This window comes from Blastomonas aquatica (genome assembly GCF_014639875.1).
GTDB classification, from domain to species: domain Bacteria; phylum Pseudomonadota; class Alphaproteobacteria; order Sphingomonadales; family Sphingomonadaceae; genus Blastomonas; species Blastomonas aquatica.
Map to the genome: position 1 here is coordinate 600,315 of NZ_BMGD01000003.1, position 16,853 is coordinate 617,167.

A 16,853-nucleotide genomic window follows, 5' to 3' on the forward strand; every position below is an offset into this window, starting at 1 on the left:
TAACATTAAACCACGGTTTCTACAGATATGAAGCGGCTAAAAATCGGCTGCCATACTGAAACATCTGTTAGCGCGCTGCGGTGCCGCTGGTGATGCCCGCCTCAATGAACTGAGCCGCATTGCGGCCGCGTCGGATCTCATAAACGACTGTCGGCTTCAGGAAATTCTCCATCCTGAAGCGGACTAACCGGATCGTCCGCAGGCCTGGACAGTCGAGAAAGGGCTTTTTGCGGGCCGACGAACAGCCGCTTCCAGCGTAGCCGGACATTCCATTCCGCAACGCTGAGCGGCAGAAATGTCCTATCCAACGCTGGTTACTTCCGGCACCTTCCGACCCACTTTCATCGCCTGAAGTCTCCGGCAGTACAAAGCCAGGCCATGTTGAAATAGAACGTCGGCTTTGCCCGTTCGCCGAAACCTGTCGGACGGCCAGCCAACAAGGTTGTGTAAATACTGCCGACCTCGAGCAAGGTCGCTGCGATTGCATGCAGAGGCCGCAACGATTGTAAGCGCCTACGGATAGGCGCGTTACAGGGCTCGCGGATAGCAAGCCCTGTAACGCACAGCACGCGGTGTATACGCGTCAGAAATCCAGACGCAGCGTGGTCGAAATCGCCCGACCGTTGAGCAAACGCCCACGCACGATCCCGCTCGCCGGGATGGTGGCTTCGTCGATCCCGGTCAGCGCGATGGTGTCGAACAGGTTGGTGGCGTTGAGCGACAGCAGCACCCGGTCGACCGGGCGCACCTGGACGAAGGCGTTGGCGGTGACATAGCCCGGCGTCTTCAGCAGATTAACGTCCTGCGCATAGCTGTCGGTTGTGCCGATGAAGACCGCACCCACCGCGAAGCGATCGTTGCTGATCTGCGGCGTCGCCTGGAAGATCAGGTTGGCCTGATGCCGCGGCACGTTGCCCCCCAGCGCGGGGTTGACCCGGTCCCGCACGATGGTCGCGTCGGTATAGGTCGCGCCCGCAGTCAGGCTGAACAGCCCCTTGCGGAAGCTGCCCTCGAACTCAAGCCCCTTGGCCTTGTAATCGCGCGCAATGACGCTGCCATTGGCGGTGTTGATGTTCGAATCCTGCGCTTCGACATGGAAGCCGGTCAGGTTCACGCTCAGGTTCGCGTCGCGATACTTTACGCCGATCTCGGCCTGCTTGACCGGGTCGTAGGCGGCCTGCGGGATGGCGAGCGCGCCGGTGCGGTTGTCGATCACCGCACCGAAAGTGATGCGATCGGCATTGGCGCGCGCGCCGCGGCTGTAGCGCGCGAACACCGCGAACGGATCGGATACGCGGAAGTTGATGCCGGTCGAATAAGACAGATATTTGTAGCTATAGTCGACCGGTGCGGGCGAGCCGACCGGGGTGATGCCGACGCGCTGTTCGGGCGGGGAGATCACGCCGTTGCCGTCGATGTCGCGCGCGACCTGGCCGATCCGGCCGCCGCCCAGCTCGACGCCGAACACCTGGCCCTTCGCGCTGCCCATGTCGTAGCGCAGGCTGGCGCCGATCGACAGCCGGCCGACGCGGTAATTGGCCGACGCGAACGGCGCGTTGACGTCGTAAGCGAGGCGCAGCGTGCGGCGCTGCGTGCCCGACAGCGGGTTGTAGGCGAAGATGCCGCCCGCCGTGACCGGGTTGCCCGCGGCATTGAACACGTCGAGCAGCGCGGCATCGCCGCCGCCGCGGATATCGGTCACCGCGACGCCGTACAGGATCGACGTGTCGATCTCCTGCCGCGCCTTGTAGAAGCCGACCGTCGTGGTCAGGCTATTGGCGCCGATCGCCCATTCGCGGCTGGCGCGGATGTCGTTGGTGATGTTGCCGACGTCCTGCTGGCGGCGATCGCGGATGTTGTAGATGCCGATCAGCCCGTTGCCGTTGAGCGATGCCGGGTCGGCGATCGTCTGGCCGGCATCGGCGCCGCTGGCGTAGCGAAAGCTGCCGCCGGTCGCGCCGAGCCGGGTGAGCGCGGCGGCGGGCGACAGGATCAGGCTGCTGAACGGGCCGATCAGCCCGCCCGAACGGTTGGCGTAGCGGAACCGCTCGATTACGGTCCAGTCGGCGATGTCGAACCGGCCCTCGACCCCGAACGACTGTTCGCGGACCCGCTGGCCGTCGCGGATATCCTCGACGATCGGCTCGTTGCGCTCGTCGAGCAGCGTTACCGACTGCAGCGCGCGCGTCGATAGCGTGTCGCGGGTCGGGTCGAACCCGGGGATCGCCTGCAGCTTGGGATCGGCATCGGTACCCGTCGCGCGCAGCGGCACAGCGTCGTAGAAGGGCGAGCGATCGTCGAGCACCTTGCCGTAGAGGCGGACATAGCCGCTCGCGAATTCCTTGGTGATGTTGGCCTTGATCTGGCCACCGCGCTGGCCATCGAAGCCGATCCGGCGCGGTCCTTCACCCTGGCGGAAGAACCCGCCGACATGATAGCGCACGCTTGGCGTCAGCCGGCCGCCATAGTCGAAATCGGCCCGGAACTGGTCGAAATCGAGCCCCGCGGTCAGCGCGACCGCACCGCCCTCGACCTCGCCGGTCTTGGAGATGAAGTTGATGATGCCGCCGGGCGAATTCGACGCGAAGGTCGACGCCGACCCACCGCGGATCGCCTCAACCTGCGCCAGATTGAGATCGACGCGCAGGAACGAATCCGAGCTGGCACCGACGATGTCGCCGAACTCCATCACCGGCAGGCCGTCTTCCTGCAGCTGCACGAACTTGGCGCCGGACGACGACAGCGGCAGGCCGCGGATCGTGATGTTGGCGATGCTTTCGCCGTTGGGCGCTTCGGACAGGATGCCGGGAATGTTGCGCAACAGATCGCCGATCGAGCGCGGCGCCATCTTGGCGATGTCGTCCTCGCGCAGCGCGCTGGTCGAGGTCGCGCTGTCGAGCCGGTCGCGGCCCTTGGCGACGCCGGTCGAGAAGACTTCGGCGACGGGAGCCTTTTTCTTAGGGGCTTCGGCTGGTACAGTTTCGCGGCCGGTTTGGGCAAATGCAGGCAGGGCGAACGCGAAACATGCCACGCCGGTTAGGAGCAGTTTCTTCATCTTAGGGGCCGCTTTCTTGAAGAATGGTTTCGCAGGATCGGCAAAATTGGATATCCGGCCGCCGGGTCACGCAGGCGTTCGAACGTCCAATGCCTGCTTTGTAGGAGGGCGGGACGCGCAAAGGGCGGGCGAGCGGATATTTTTTCTGTGCAGGCTCGGTGATCGAGGGGCGATCGGAGAATGATCACGACGACGCAGAGGCTAGGGGGCGCCACATGGAACGGGCTCAGATTTACGCGCTGATGACTGCCATCCGAGACGCTGGCCGAGTTTACTCGTTTACTGGTCAAGAGACCGGCGGTCGCGTTGACCTTGGCGGGTGTGCCGTGGGCGCCTGATCGACGATGATTGATCACGCTCTCATCGGCGGGTTGGCCGCCGAACTACCCGTATCCGTCGCTGGGCCCATCCTCCGTCTAAATCCGGGGGTCGGACGAGCCTGCCCCACCGTACACCGTGGATTGCCCGTCACTGGCGGGTGCCCGCGGCACGCCTACCAAGGCTCTGCAAATGGTGCGCTGACGCCTCCTCTCGTAATCGTTGCGATTGGGTCAGCCAGCCACCGACGGAGACACCCGCCGGGCGATGTCCCAGGCTTAGCCGACCAGTTCACGCGCGATAGCGGTGGTCACCTTGGGCTGGGGTTTGCCTGCGCGTGTCATCCCACCGCGCTGGGTGCGAGCGCGACTGGAGTGTTCAGAGGGCACCTGGCCGACATAGGCCATCACCTGTTTGGGAGTGTCGAAACGGGCGAGGTCTCCGACCTCGGTCACCAGCGCCGCGGCGCTGGCCAGCCTGATGCCGCGCAGGGCCTGAAGGTTGCGGACCAACGGCGAAATACGCCATGCCTCCACCGCTTCGCCCAGCGCTGCCTCGAGACGTCCGACCCGTGCCTGCGCTTCCAGCACCCGCTTCGGCATTTCCGCGAAGGCCAGCTGCTTCCTCGCGAAAATGCCGGATACCATCACCGATACCATCAACTGTACGGGGCGTTTATCAAGGGGACCGAGGCCCTTGGTAGCGTCGGCTTCTATGCCCGCGAATCACAGTTGCCATAGGTAGCCTTGGGAGCCACCTGGACTTTTTGAGATGCAGCTCCACCAGTTTCCTGGTGATCCATCAATCGCTGGGCTTGGGCAAATGCGGAAGCTCTCTGCCGGGTTCGCAAAGTCGTGTGTCGGTTGGCCACCCAAACTCGGTCGCTCAGCTCAGCCAATGTGGATATCCGATTGTGAAAGCAGCTGCTGTTCGGATGCCCCAAAGCGGCCGGTCAGCTTTGCGCTCAAAGAGCGCTATTTTCCGCCGCGATCCTCCATCGGCTTTTCCAGCGTTGGAAACTGAATTCCAAGCTGGTCCAGGTAGGTCGGGTATTTCGCCGGGTCATAATAATGTTTGCTGAGTTCGGGTTTGTAACGGGCCATGATGTCGGCGTTGAGCTCAATCGCGGGTTTGTCGTCCGCACCGATCATCGGTACATATTTTTGCGTCTTGGTCTGGATGTTCGTGAAATAGTCCCTCGCCGATTGGCGCAGCTTGGCGTCGGTGAGGATGTCGAGCGTCGTCATCGCAACGACTTTGGCGCCCGACACCACGCCTTTGTGAGCGATCGGTGTCGCCATGGCGATTGCATCTGTCCAGTTGTGCCCGGGGAGATCCGGAATGTTGGATGGATAACGAATTGTGATCGTCGGCACCGTCCAGGAGACATCGCCAATGTCGTCGGATCCGCCGCTCTTGGGCTCGGCCAAAGGCGGCTCGAGCTTCTTGAGTTCGACGGCAAGACCGTCTTGCTTCGGTGCTTGGGCGTTCTTCTGGACGAGCTTTGCGAAAGCTTGTTCATCAGCAGTCCATTTGGGAAGTCCGACCTTCTTGATATTTGCGTAGGCCGCTTCCGCTATGGGCCGGTTGAAGTGTCTGGGGGCCGCAGTGCCAATGATCCGACGCGTGACCGTTGTGCCCGTCATCTGTGCGGCTGCTTCTGAAATCACATTGCCGATGTCGAAGCTGTTCTGGATCTCTGTAAAACCCTGCTCGCGAAAGAAATACCAGACCGACGCCACAGATGGCACGACGTTTGGCTGATCGCCGCCATCGCTGATGACATAGTGCGAGCGCTGCTCGGGGCGAAGATGCTCACGCCGCATGTTCCAGCCCATGTTCATGAGCTCGACAGCGTCGAGTGCCGAGCGACCACGCCATGGTGACCCAGCCGCATGCGCGCTTTCGCCGTTGAACGTATATTCTACAGATACAAGACCTGTGCCCATAGGTTGGCCCCATGCTGTTTCGAGGTTGTTGCCGACATGGGTGAAGAGCACTGCATCAACGCCTTCGAACACACCCTCACGCACCATGAAAGCCTTGCCCGCGACGAGTTCTTCGGCGACACCCGGCCAAAGCACCAATGTGCCAGCTATTTTGTGGCGCTTCATCAGGTCCCTGACGGCCAGCGCCGCGACTATGTTAACCGCCTGACCTGAATTATGCCCTTCCCCATGCCCGGGAGCTCCGGCAACGAGCGGCTCGCGCCACGGGATGCCTGGCTTCTGGTTCGACTTCGGGATGCCGTCAATGTCGCTTCCAAGCGCGATTACCGGACCACCGGTGCCGTTGGTCCAGCTGGCAACCCAGCCGGATGGCAGACCTGCAACGTCACGTTGAATTGCAAAACCTACGCTTTCGAGGATGCCGGTCAGATACTTGGCGGTCTCAAATTCCTGAAACGCGAGTTCGCTGAAGCTAAACAAAGAGTCGTTAATCTCTTGCGCCAGCTTCGCCCGCGCCTCGACTTCGACAACAGACTGAGACTTCAGCGCGCTCACCGGCGGGGCAGCGCACACGGCAGCCGCCGTCCCGACACCCATTAGCCAAGCCGCAGCCCAAATAGCCGACCTTTGACTGATCATCCCGTTCTCCCGTTTTGAAGCAATCCGCATTGTTATCGCCCAGTTGCTCGAAAGCAATCTATCGTTCGGAGGCCTTCGTTCCCGAGTTGCAGCTTCCAATGAAATCCAAGATAACTGCGATTGGCCGATGGCAGGGCTATTGCCGAGAGGGCAGCCTAGGCCATTCCGGCAGTGCGCTTCATGGGGCCGTAGTTAACAGCGGGGTTCGAGCAACGAAATGAGCATGACCGGCATTTGCGACCTGAGCAGGCCAGTCGGCCGCCGACCCAGGCCCGGTCGTTCAGTGGCGTCGACATGAATGGTTGGTCCTGACAGAAGCCGCAGTAGCGGTAATTGATTGCGGGTGCCCGGCAAAGCGACTCAATATCTCGCCATTCAGCTCAGCGTTTCCAATTCAATATATTCAATTGCGTGACAACATCCTGGCCGAAGCAACGATACAGGGTGGAGCCAACCATCGAAACCAGATGCTCAAAGCGCCGCGCCGACCATGCGACCGATACCCGCCGTCAGTCCCATGGCGATAGCACCCCAGACGGTAACCCGTGCGCTGGCGCGCCAAATTGATGCGCCGCCTGCCCTGGCGCCGATTGCACCAAGCAGTGCCAGAAAGACAAGTGAGGCGACCGCAACAGCGATTGATAGGCTTTCGTGCGGAGCCACCACAATGGTCGCGAGCGGCAGCGCCGCGCCCATCGAGAACGTGGCAGCTGATGTAAGTGCTGCCTGGACAGGCCGGGCCGTGGTGACCGACGAAATCCCCAGCTCGTCCCGGGCGTGCGCGCCAAGCGCATCGTGTGCCATCAGCTGACGTGCGACAACGTCAGCCGTTGCCGCATCCAGCCCGCGACCCATGTAGATACCTGCCAGCTCTTCGATCTCTGCGTCGGCATCGTTTGCCAATTCACTGCGTTCACGCGCAATATCTGCATTCTCGGTATCCTGCTGGGAGCTGACCGAGACATATTCGCCCGCCGCCATCGACATCGCGCCTGCGACCAGCCCAGCGGTTCCGGCGATCAGCACGTCAGCCGACTGCGCGGAAGCAGCAGCCACGCCGATGATCAGGCTTGCGGTTGAGACGATACCGTCGTTCGCTCCCATAACGGCGGCGCGCAGCCAGCCAATGCGGGCGACGAGATGGCGTTCGGGGTGAATGTGCAGTCTAGTCATGTCGGGGCGCCTTTCTGGCGATGGCTTATTGGTCGTCGTCACCGATCCAGATGCTGTGACTGTCGATCATGATCCGGCTTATCGCACGCAATGCCTGGGTGCGTGCGAGTATTTCCGCACGGAACATGTCGTGCGTCTGGCGTTCTGCCAGCAGCAGGTCGGCAAGGTCGATCGCTCCCAGATCATAGCCGCGCCGCATCTTGAGCACGGCATCGACCTGGGCCTTGGCTCCCTCCCGGCTGCGTAGCCATGCCTGCCAGGCCGAGTTGGCATTCACCAGATCGCCATCGGCCATTTCGCGCACATCGAAGCCGACCGCCGCCGCCTCGGCAGCGACGGCTACGGCCTCGCTGGATGCGCGGTCCGCGATGGCGCTGCGGTGGCTGCCGCCAAGCGGGATCGTGGCGATCAGGCCAAGACCGGATTCCATGCCATCGCGCTCGCTGAAGGCGCGAACACCGATGGTGGGATCGGCAAAGCGATCCCGCCGGGCGCGGTCCGCCAGAGCCTGCACCCGGTCGGCCTCGGCGCGCGCGGCAAAAATCTCGTGGCTGCGCTGGATCACGAGATTGCGCAGCACCGGCAGACCCGTCTGCGGCAACTCGGGCAGCGGCAGTTCCTGCGCGGCCTGCGGCAGGACTAGACCCGGAAACTGCGATGTTAGCCGTGCGCGAGCCAAGGCCGCCCGGCCCGCCGCCTGCTCGGCCTGCAACCGGGCCGAGCCTAATGCCGCTGCGGCCTGATCGACCTCCAGCGGGGATGCATCGCGCAGTTCGGCGCGGCGTTTGACGCTGGTCAGCGAGCGATCAAGGTTGACCGCCGCCTGCCGGTCAACGGCCTCCTCCGCGGATGACCCAAGCCAGTCCCACCACAATTCCGCCAGCAGCAGCGCAGCCTGGTGTTTCGCATCCTCCATGCGGTTTTCAGCGGCGATGAGGCCGAACTCGCCGGCCTTGCGGTCGAGCGCCGCCTTGCCGGGCAACCGAATCGGGCGGCTGATCGAAGCGTCGAATTCGGTAAAGCGGCCTTCGCGGTCCACCGAACGCTGCATGACGCTGGTGGTGACCGAAAACTCCTGCGTTCCCGCCCGCAACGCCCGGATATCGGCACGCGCCACCTCCACCCGCGCCTTGGCTGCCAGCACCATTGGGTGTTCTTCCAGAGCGATCTGCACCTGCGGATCGGAGGGCAATCCGGTTTGCGCCAGCGCTGTGGCCGAAGTGCCCAGCAGAGCAGCGGCGGCGATCAGCGAGCGGATCATGCCGGTTCTCCTTGAGCAAGCCTGAGATCGCCAGCCTCTCGCTCCGCCCGGCTTTCGCCGAAGCGTTCGTAGAGGATCGGCAGCAGGATGAGCGTCAGCAGCGTCGCGCTGATCAGTCCGCCGATCACCACGATGGCAAGCGGCCGCTGGATTTCGGAACCTGGCCCACTCGCAAACAGCAGCGGCACTAGGCCGAACGCCGCGATGGTCGCGGTCATCAGCACCGGTCGCAGGCGACGAGCCGCACCTTGGCGCACGGCCTCAGCCAATGTCAGCCCAGTTTCACGCAACTGGCGGAAGCAGGTGACCATCACCAGCCCGTTGAGCACCGCGATGCCCAGCAAGGCGATGAACCCGACCGATGCAGGAACCGACAGATATTCGCCCGATACCGCCAGCGAAACCATGCCGCCGACCATGGCAAAGGGGATGTTGACCAGGATCAGCAGCGATGATCGCACCGAAGACAGCGTGGCGTAGAGGACGAGGAAGATCAGCACGAGCGAGATCGGGAGCACCACCATCAGCCGTGCCGAGGCGCGTTGCTGGTTCTCGAACTGTCCGCCCCACACCAGCCTATAGCCCTGCGGCAGCTTTACGTTCGCTTCGATGTCGCGCTTGGCCTCGTCGACATAGCCGACCAGATCGCGACCGCCGACAAAGGCCTGCACCATCGCAAAGCGCGATCCGTTCTCGTGCTCCAGCTTCACCGGTCCTGCGACCTGTGCAATGCTGGCGACGTCGCTGGCGCGCACAAGCTGCCCGGTGGGGGAGCGGTACATCTGGTCTGCGAACGCCTGCGGGCTCATGCCCTCGCTTCCTTGCCCCTTGATCATCACCGGGATACGGCGGTTGCCATCTGTCACCGATCCGGCGCGGACCCCTTCGACGCTGGCGCGCATCATGTCCTGCAGCATGTCCACCGGCATCCCGGCGCGACCTGCGGCCATGCGGTCCATGTCGAGCTGAAGGTAATCGACGGTATCGTTGGCGACCGTCATCGCCTCGGTGGTACCCTCGATCATTTGCAGCCGTCCCTGAATTTCGCCCGCTAGCCGTGAAAGTTCCTTAAGGTCCGGCCCGAACAGCCTGATCACCAGATCACCGCGCGCACCGGTCAACATCTCGGAAATGCGCATCTCGATCGGCTGGGTGAAGCTGGGTTCGATGCCGGGAAAGTCCTGCATCACGTCACGGATCTGGTCGGTCAGCCACGCCTTGTCATCGACGCGCCACGTATCGCGGGGTTTCAGTGCCAGGAAGCTGTCGGTCTCATTCGGGCTCATCGGATCGAGTCCAAGCTCGTCGCTGCCGACGCGCGCAATCACCGCCTCGATCTCGGGCACATCCTTCAGCAGCGCCTGCTGCACCTTCATGTCGCCGGCGGTGCTGTGTTCGATGCCGATGCTGGGCAGCTTCGTCAGCTGCACGATGATCGAGCCTTCATCCATCGTCGGCAGGAAGGTCTTGCCGGTAACGGTGTAAGCACCGCCCGCCAGCAGCAGCGCAACGCCAGCAGCGATGAACACGCGTGGCTTGTGCGCGAACGATGCATTGAGCAGCCGCTCGTAACGCGGTGTCAGTTGCCGCATCAGCCAGGGCTCGTGGTGGCTCTCGCTGCGCTTCAGGCCAAAATATGCGAGCACCGGCACCAGCGTCAGCGACAGGATCAACGCCGAGATCAACGACAGCACGATCGTCATCGCGACGGGCGCGAACAGCTTGCCCTCCAGCCCTTCGAGGGTCAGCAGCGGCAGGAACACCAGCGCGATGATCGCCATGCCCGATGCCACCGGGGTCGCAACCTCTGCGGTGGCAACGAACACGCAATTGAGCTTGCTCGCCCCCTTGTGCCGCGCATCGGACAATCGCTCGACGACGTTCTCGACCACTACCACCGCGCCATCAACCAGCATGCCAACCGCGATCGCCAGCCCGCCGAGGCTCATCAGGTTTGCCGTCAAACCGATGGCGCGCATGCAGATGAAGGTCATCAACGCCGCCATCGGCAGTGCCAAAGCCACGATGACCGATGCGCGGACATCGCCCAGGAACAGCAGCAGCAGGATGACGACCAGCACGATCGCTTCGAGCAGCGCGTCTTCCACTGTACCGACCGCGCGGCCGATCAGATCGGACCGGTCGTAAAACGGCGCTATCGTGACGCCCTTGGGCAAGGTGGCCTGCACCTCGGCCAGCCGGTCCTTGATGCCTGCGACCACCTTGCTGGCGTCTGCCCCGCGCAGGGCAATGACCAGACCCTGCACGGCCTCTGCCGTGCCGTTCTTGGTGACCGTGCCATAGCGGGTCAGGCTTCCCATCCGCACGGTGGCGACATCGCCGATGCGCACGACATTGCCATTGGCGCTGCGCACGACCACCGATGCGAGATCGTCGAGAGATTGGATCGCGCCCACCGAACGCACGATCAGCGCCTCTTCCGCCACCGCCAGACGCCCCGCGCCATCGTTGCGGTTGCTCGCCTCGACTGCGGTCTTGATATCTTCGATGGTGAGGTTGGCCGCTGCCAGCGCCGCAAAGTCAGGCTGCACCTCGAACGTCTCGACCATGCCGCCCAGCGCATTGACGTCTGCGACACCGGGGACAGTGCGCAGCGCGGGCCGAATCGTCCAGTCGAGCAGCCGCCGCTTTTCGGTCAAAGAAATCGGCCCTTCGACGGTGAACATGTAAATGTCCGACAAGGGCGTGGAGATCGGGGCCATGCCGCCTTCGACCGTGGCAGGCAAACCACCGGTCGCATTGGCCAGCCGCTCTGCGACCTGGCTGCGCGCCCAATAGATGTCGGTGCCGTCCTCGAAGTTGATCGTGATGTCGGCAATCGCGTATTTCGCCACGGAGCGCAGCACGGTCTGATTGGGGATGCCAAGCAGTTCCATCTCGACAGGCGTGATCACCCGGCTTTCCACCTCCTCGGGCGTCATGCCGGGGGCTTTCATGATGATCTTGACCTGTGTCGAACTGATGTCCGGGAAGGCATCGATTGGCAGGTTGGCAAAGGCATAAGCGCCGAATGCGGCGAGCCCCAGTGCGATGCCGATGACGGCCAGCCGCATGTTGAGCGCGGCTTCGATGAGTTTGCGGAGCATTACAATCAGCCCCCGGCCAGCAGCATCTTGAGTTCGCTCAACCCCGATACGGCAACCTGCTCGCCAGGCTTGAGGCCACTGGCGACGAAGACCGCGCCATCAGAGCGGCCAGCAACCTCCACAGCGCGTTGCACGAAGCGTTTGCCGGTGCGCACGAACACATGGTCCTTGCCGTCGATCTTGGTCAGCGCGCTGGCAGGGATGCTGGTACCGGATGCCGCGCCGGCGCCATTGATGGTGGCCATCACCGACTTGCCCGCCACCAGCGCGGGCGCGCCATCGATGCGCGCCTTTGCCAGCACCGAACGCGTGGCAGGATCAAGCGAACCGCCGACCGACACTATGGTCCCGGTGACACCCTGCAGCACTCCGGGGCCGGACAGGCTGATGCTCATGCCGGTACGCACCTGTCCTGCCATCCGCTCGGGCAGTTGCAGATCGAGCGTGAAGGCGGTGCTGTTCTCGATCACGAATGGCGCAGATGTTGCCATCACAGGTCCGCCAACCTGCGCGGTCATTGCCGCGACGCGGCCCGAGATCGGCGCGCGCAGCGTGACTTCGCCGCCTGCGCTGGCGCCCGCCTGCCGCAGGATGCGCGCGTTTTCCGATACATCCGTTTGCGCGACGCGGATTTGCGCGTTGACCTCGTCGCCCCGCGCGCCTGCGATGATGCCTTCTTCGACCAGCTGGCGGGTGCGGGCGGCGGTTGCCTGCGCCAGCCCCAGCCTGGCCTGTGCGCGTGCCAGTTCTGCGCCATATTGCAGAGGCTCACGGCTCTTGACCGTGGCGAGCGGTTGCCCGCGCGATACCTGCTGACCGGCGATAACGTAGACCCGCAGGATCGCGCCATCGAATGGTGCGGTGACCGCGACCTGTGCTTCCGGCGGCAGAGTGACGACTGCGGGAACAGTTCCCAAAGGAACGTCCACCGCAGCGGACACCGATTTGGTCTGGATACCCAACCGCTGCAATTGCTGCGCGGTCAGGGTTCCAGGTGCGACCCGAAGATCGGTGGAAACCGAAGCGGGCTGCGGGGTATCGCCCGGCCCGCTCAGTTGGTTGTAGGCAACAAGGCCTGCGACGATGGAAAGCGCAATCGCGCTGGTTGTGATGATTTGCTGCCTGTTCATGACCGGTACCTGCCAGCCGAAGCTGACAGCAACCTGACGGAGCGATCTTTCAGCTGAAGTCGAGGATCAAGGCGCTATTTTGAGGATCGGTGCGGATCGCACCGCCATGCACCTGCATAATGCGATCGACGATGGCGAGGCCAAGGCCCGCGCCATCCGGGCTGGCATGGTCGGCGCGTCGGTTGCGCTGGATCAGGTGGGTGAGCTGCTCCTGCGATAGGCCCGGGCCGCCGTCGACAACGCGGATTGCACGCGTGCCGTCGAGCACCACCTGAACGGTGCCGCCATCCGGCGTCACCCGCACAGCGTTGTCGATCAGGTTGCGCAATGCCGCTGCAATCGCCTCGCGCCTCCCGCGGACCGGCAACGTTTGGCCTTCACTGACCAGCTCGATGGTCCGGCCCTGGGCAATCACCGCCGGGGCACATCTTGCAACGACATCGCTGGAAACCTCAAACAGATCGACATCGTCGGTTGCGGTGGCTGCGGCTTCCTGCGCATCCATTTGCGCCAGCAACATGAGCTGATCGATCAACCGCCGCATCGCAGCGACATCGCCTTTCAACCGTGCAGCAGCAGGATCGCTCATGTCGTCCAATTCCAGCATCATCGCTGCCAGCGGGGTGCGCAACTCGTGCGCAATATCGGCGGCGAATGCTTCCTGGTGCAACGCCGATTGCTCCAGCCTCCCCAGCAGGGTGTTGACCGCCACGGTGAACGGCCGGATTTCGGTCGGCAGCTCACGATCATCGATGCGGATGTTGCGGTCGCGCCCCGTAATGGCGTTCAGCTGCTTTGTTGCAATCGTCAACGGCAGGAACGCCCGCCGCATGACAAACAAGGCTGCGGCAGTCATCGGCACGACCAGCGCGATCACGGGCAACAGCACGTGTTCCACCATTTCGTGCAGCGCGGCCCTCAGCGCGTCTGCCGTTGCCATCTCGGCAAAGCTGATGCGGTATTCGATGAGCACGGCGACCAGCAGGAACGCGGTGCCACCCAACCCGACAACCGCCAGGCCTCGCGCCAGAGACCTGAAAATGGACGTGAGCTGTTGTGCCATTCAGCTGCTCCGCAGCATATAGCCAACACCGCGCACCGTATGCAACTGCCCGGCAAGCCCTGCCTCGTCCAGCTTGCGGCGCAGTCGCGACACAGTGGCCTCTACCGCATTGGGGGTCACCGGCTCGTTGAAGCTGTAAAGCGTGGTTTCGATCGTATCGCGCACCACAACCGTGCCCAGTCTGCGCATCAGCAGTTCCAGCAGGTCAGCCTCACGGCGGGACAGGTCAAGTACCCGCGCGTCGCAGCGTGCCTCACGGCTGACAGGATCGAAGGTGAGCGACCCTGCTTCCAGCATTGTCGATGCGCGCGGGCCAGGCCTGCGCAGCAAGGCGCGGACCCTCGCTGCCAGCTCCTCGATATCCACCGGCTTGACCAGGTAATCATCCGCGCCAGCATCGAGCCCCGCGATCCGGTCTTCTAGCCCGCCACGCGCAGTCAGCATCAGAGCCGGGATCAGCTGGCGCAGGCTGCGCTGGCGCTGCAACCATGCCATACCGTCGCCATCGGGCAGGCCAAGGTCCAGGATGACAGCATCGAAGGCAGCGCTTTCCAGGCAGGCATCCGCCGTCGCCAGGTCAGAAGCGATGTCACAGGAAAAACCCCGCCGGCCCAGACCTTGTGCGATCAGGCCAGCGAGGCGCTCATTGTCTTCCACGATCAGCAATCGCACGGGTCAGGCCTTGTGTGTCGCAGGGCCACTGTGGAACCGCGGCGCCGACTCTCAGTCATTGTCATGATCGCCATCGGTGCCGACTGCCTCGCCTTGCTCATATTCGCCTGCTTCGCTCGATACGCCATCAAAAGCCGTCTTGTCATAGCGCAATATGCCTAGGACAGACATCACAACCACAGCGCCGCCTGCCAGCGCGGCCAGGGCGCGGGGGCGTTCGGACTGCTGCACCGGCAGCCCCGCCGCCGGTTTGCGCCCGGTGATCATGGCGCGGACAAGGTTGTCGCGCGTCATCATCGACATCACGATCACGCCGATCACATGCACCGCAATCAGCCCAAGCAGCCCGTAGGCAATCGTTTCGTGCAGATCCTCGCTGCCGCCTACGCCGGTCAGCTGGACGCCGGTCCACACCACCGCAGCAGTGCCGCCGAGCAGCGCCAGAACCGCCAAGCCACCCAGCGGATTATGGCCCACCGACCGTTCGGCCTTGCCCTTGAGCAATTCGCGCAGATGCGGCAGCAGCGCTCCGGGCCGGACGAAGCTGGCAAAGCGTGCATGCTTGCTGCCGATGAAGCCCCAGCTCAGTCGAAATACGATCAGCACGGCAGCAATCCATCCAGCCGTCATATGCCAGGTCGCGAGCACGCTATCCTCTTCAGACGAAAGAAATGCTACCACGATGGCCGCGACGAGCGACCAATGGAAAAACCTGACGGGCAAGTCCCAAACAGCGATCTGACTTTTTACTGATGCAATACCATGTGCCATAACAGCCTCCTATGAGGTGTTATTGGCCGAGCTACCTGACACCAGCCTGACGGCCGCCGAAATTTTCAGGTCGCCACCTTGAATCTACGTACCCAATGGTCGCTGGATCCAAGTTGACTCAGCAGCATTGGGAAAGGATGGTCACTTTGAGGCCCCCCGTGGCACCTGTGCGCATGTCGTTTCCCGAAAGATGAATTTCAGCACCTGGCACTGTAGCTGGTGCTATGTCTTGACGATCGTGCGAACTCTGGTTGTCGGCTCTTGGCGAAATCTGCCAGTCGACACACCGCCGGGGAACGGCAAATTTGTCCCAGGCCCGGCTGTTCGGACTGATCGAAAGACATGTCCGCTTTTGGGCAACGGGCTGGCAAGCTCTAATGACCGAGATTGGGACGCCAAGTTGACTGGCGGCTTACCGATCCGACTGCCGTCTGCAATGCCTCGACGTGCGATATGGACTGAGCCCGCCCCCTCGGTGGAGACAAGCCTTAAGTTGCAGCATTGGCTTCAGCCAACTCGGCCCGCTCAATCGCTAACGTCATAGAACATCGGATTTCGAAGCCACTCCTCGATAGCCGGTTCCCGCCACCCGCAGCACCGCTCGGCGAGTTTGAACTTCCTGGGGAACGTTCCCGCCTGGATCTTGCGGTACAGCGTCGCCCTGGAAAGCCCGGTGCGATCGAGCACGGCGTTGAGCCTCAAGAACCTGTCGGGTGCATGGGATGCCATGGCCGTTGTCTCCATCTTGTGATGTGATCTGCCCCTGCCTGCCACACAGATTGGCGATGTGCCGCTTCGTGTCAATCGAGCCATTTGCGGCAGTTTCGCAGGCAATAGGGCAGGGGAGCGCTGCTGGTGTGCTGAGGGAAATGGCAGCGTCAGCAGAATATCTCAGCTCACGGCATCTCACTGTGTTTCAGCGTGCAGCAGCGCATTTGTGGTCGCAGCAAAGCTGCGGCGGTTACCCCGCTCGGGCGGGACACAGGGGGCCGTAAATCGCCTCTAGCCACGCCAGGCCAGCGCTCAACCAGCGTTGCTGGTCCTGCACTGCGTTGCGGTGCTTGTCGCATGCGCGCCTTCCGTTGCAGCGTGGCTGCCAGCTCTTCTTCGCCGCCCCCCAGCGCCCCTTCCGGGCCGGGGCCGGATGGAAGGAGACAAGGCCATGGAAAACACTACCACTCGTAACAGCCCCTATACCGAGGTCACCCAGGGTATCATCGCCGATCTCGAGCAGGGACGTCTTCCCTCGGTACAGCCCTGGGACACATCACTTTGCGGCTGCACCATGCCGCACAATGCAGCAACCGACCGGCGCTACCCGGGCATCAATGTCCTAATCCTCTGGGCCGAGGTTGTCATGATGGGCTACGGTTCCCAGCGGTGGCTGACCTACCGCCATGATGGTCACTCCTTCCAAGCGACCGGTCCGATACCATCAAAAATACCATCAGCTTGTTGGTGTGCAGTGATATCTCGCCAGTCCAACTGGCATCATTATATCAGGAAAAACCGCGGAAAACAGCCATTTTAGGCACATTGTGGGATGCTGTGAGAAAGCATCCTGGTGACCCCTACGGGAATCGAACCCGTGTTTCAGCCGTGAAAGGGCCGCGTCCTAACCGCTAGACGAAGGGGCCATCTTCGCGGGAAGCGACCCATTAGGGATTCGCTGCGGTGCAGTCAAGCGCCCTATTGGGGCTGGCACCGCTTTTTCA

Annotated in this window: 12 protein-coding genes and 1 tRNA gene; 1 reads left to right on the forward strand and 12 read right to left on the reverse strand. The window is 62.8% G+C overall.

From position 1 onward, the window contains the following. Positions 1 to 583 precede the first annotated feature (583 nt). From IEW00_RS10760 to IEW00_RS10810, 11 genes are all read right to left on the reverse strand, one after another. Positions 584 to 3,055: a TonB-dependent receptor domain-containing protein gene (locus IEW00_RS10760; RefSeq protein WP_188514372.1), complete on the reverse strand. Its 2,472-nt coding sequence runs from the start codon at positions 3,053 to 3,055 to the stop codon at positions 584 to 586. A gap of 596 nt (positions 3,056 to 3,651) precedes the next feature. Beyond that, entirely contained in the window at positions 3,652 to 4,020 is a 369-nt protein-coding gene (locus tag IEW00_RS10765) for a transposase (RefSeq protein ID WP_229736970.1), read from the reverse strand. A 327-nt stretch (positions 4,021 to 4,347) separates the two neighbouring features. Then, complete coding sequence (locus tag IEW00_RS10770) at positions 4,348 to 5,877, reverse strand: amidohydrolase (RefSeq protein ID WP_229736971.1); 1,530 nt, start codon at positions 5,875 to 5,877, stop codon at positions 4,348 to 4,350. Between the two features lie 555 nt (positions 5,878 to 6,432). Then, on the reverse strand, positions 6,433 to 7,134 hold the full coding sequence (locus IEW00_RS10775; RefSeq protein ID WP_188514374.1) for a VIT1/CCC1 transporter family protein: 702 nt from the start codon (positions 7,132 to 7,134) through the stop codon (positions 6,433 to 6,435). Between the two features lie 25 nt (positions 7,135 to 7,159). Continuing rightward, the gene (locus IEW00_RS10780; RefSeq protein ID WP_188514375.1) at positions 7,160 to 8,395 is read right to left on the reverse strand and encodes a TolC family protein; all 1,236 of its coding nucleotides are present in this window, start codon (positions 8,393 to 8,395) and stop codon (positions 7,160 to 7,162) included. Continuing rightward, positions 8,392 to 11,502, reverse strand: a complete 3,111-nt coding sequence (locus IEW00_RS10785) for an efflux RND transporter permease subunit (protein WP_188514376.1) — start codon at positions 11,500 to 11,502, stop codon at positions 8,392 to 8,394. The genes IEW00_RS10780 and IEW00_RS10785 overlap by 4 nt, the downstream gene beginning before the upstream one ends. A gap of 5 nt (positions 11,503 to 11,507) precedes the next feature. Further along, positions 11,508 to 12,632: an efflux RND transporter periplasmic adaptor subunit gene (locus IEW00_RS10790; protein WP_188514377.1), complete on the reverse strand. Its 1,125-nt coding sequence runs from the start codon at positions 12,630 to 12,632 to the stop codon at positions 11,508 to 11,510. A gap of 49 nt (positions 12,633 to 12,681) precedes the next feature. Beyond that, entirely contained in the window at positions 12,682 to 13,695 is a 1,014-nt protein-coding gene (locus IEW00_RS10795) for a sensor histidine kinase (RefSeq protein WP_188514378.1), read from the reverse strand. Next, positions 13,696 to 14,367 carry a response regulator gene (locus IEW00_RS10800; protein ID WP_188514379.1) on the reverse strand — a complete coding sequence of 224 codons (672 nt, stop codon included), beginning with the start codon at positions 14,365 to 14,367 and terminating at the stop codon, positions 13,696 to 13,698. Between the two features lie 51 nt (positions 14,368 to 14,418). After that, a complete protein-coding gene (locus IEW00_RS10805; protein WP_229736972.1) occupies positions 14,419 to 15,090 on the reverse strand; it encodes a cytochrome b/b6 domain-containing protein in 672 nt (223 codons plus the stop codon). Between the two features lie 573 nt (positions 15,091 to 15,663). Beyond that, positions 15,664 to 15,867: a helix-turn-helix transcriptional regulator gene (locus IEW00_RS10810; RefSeq protein ID WP_188514381.1), complete on the reverse strand. Its 204-nt coding sequence runs from the start codon at positions 15,865 to 15,867 to the stop codon at positions 15,664 to 15,666. A gap of 433 nt (positions 15,868 to 16,300) precedes the next feature. Between IEW00_RS10810 and IEW00_RS17510 the strand changes: the two genes are divergently transcribed. Next, positions 16,301 to 16,669, forward strand: a complete 369-nt coding sequence (locus IEW00_RS17510; protein WP_229736973.1) for an ArdC-like ssDNA-binding domain-containing protein — start codon at positions 16,301 to 16,303, stop codon at positions 16,667 to 16,669. 31 nt (positions 16,670 to 16,700) lie between these two features. Here IEW00_RS17510 and IEW00_RS10820 read toward each other — a convergent pair. Continuing rightward, positions 16,701 to 16,775, reverse strand: a tRNA-Glu gene (locus IEW00_RS10820). Between the last annotated feature and the right edge of the window lie 78 nt (positions 16,776 to 16,853).

Bases quoted from the DNA above. Each gene is read 5' to 3' on its own strand.
- IEW00_RS10760 (WP_188514372.1), bottom strand. From the start codon at position 3,055: ATGAAGAAACTGCTCCTAACCGGCGTGGCATGTTTCGCGTTCGCCCTG.
- IEW00_RS10765 (WP_229736970.1), bottom strand. From the start codon at position 4,020: ATGGTATCCGGCATTTTCGCGAGGAAGCAGCTGGCCTTCGCGGAAATG.
- IEW00_RS10775 (WP_188514374.1), bottom strand. From the start codon at position 7,134: ATGACTAGACTGCACATTCACCCCGAACGCCATCTCGTCGCCCGCATT.
- IEW00_RS10780 (WP_188514375.1), bottom strand. From the start codon at position 8,395: ATGATCCGCTCGCTGATCGCCGCCGCTGCTCTGCTGGGCACTTCGGCC.
- IEW00_RS10785 (WP_188514376.1), bottom strand. From the start codon at position 11,502: ATGCTCCGCAAACTCATCGAAGCCGCGCTCAACATGCGGCTGGCCGTC.
- IEW00_RS10790 (WP_188514377.1), bottom strand. From the start codon at position 12,632: ATGAACAGGCAGCAAATCATCACAACCAGCGCGATTGCGCTTTCCATC.
- IEW00_RS10795 (WP_188514378.1), bottom strand. From the start codon at position 13,695: ATGGCACAACAGCTCACGTCCATTTTCAGGTCTCTGGCGCGAGGCCTG.
- IEW00_RS10810 (WP_188514381.1), bottom strand. From the start codon at position 15,867: ATGGCATCCCATGCACCCGACAGGTTCTTGAGGCTCAACGCCGTGCTC.
- IEW00_RS17510 (WP_229736973.1), top strand. From the start codon at position 16,301: ATGGAAAACACTACCACTCGTAACAGCCCCTATACCGAGGTCACCCAG.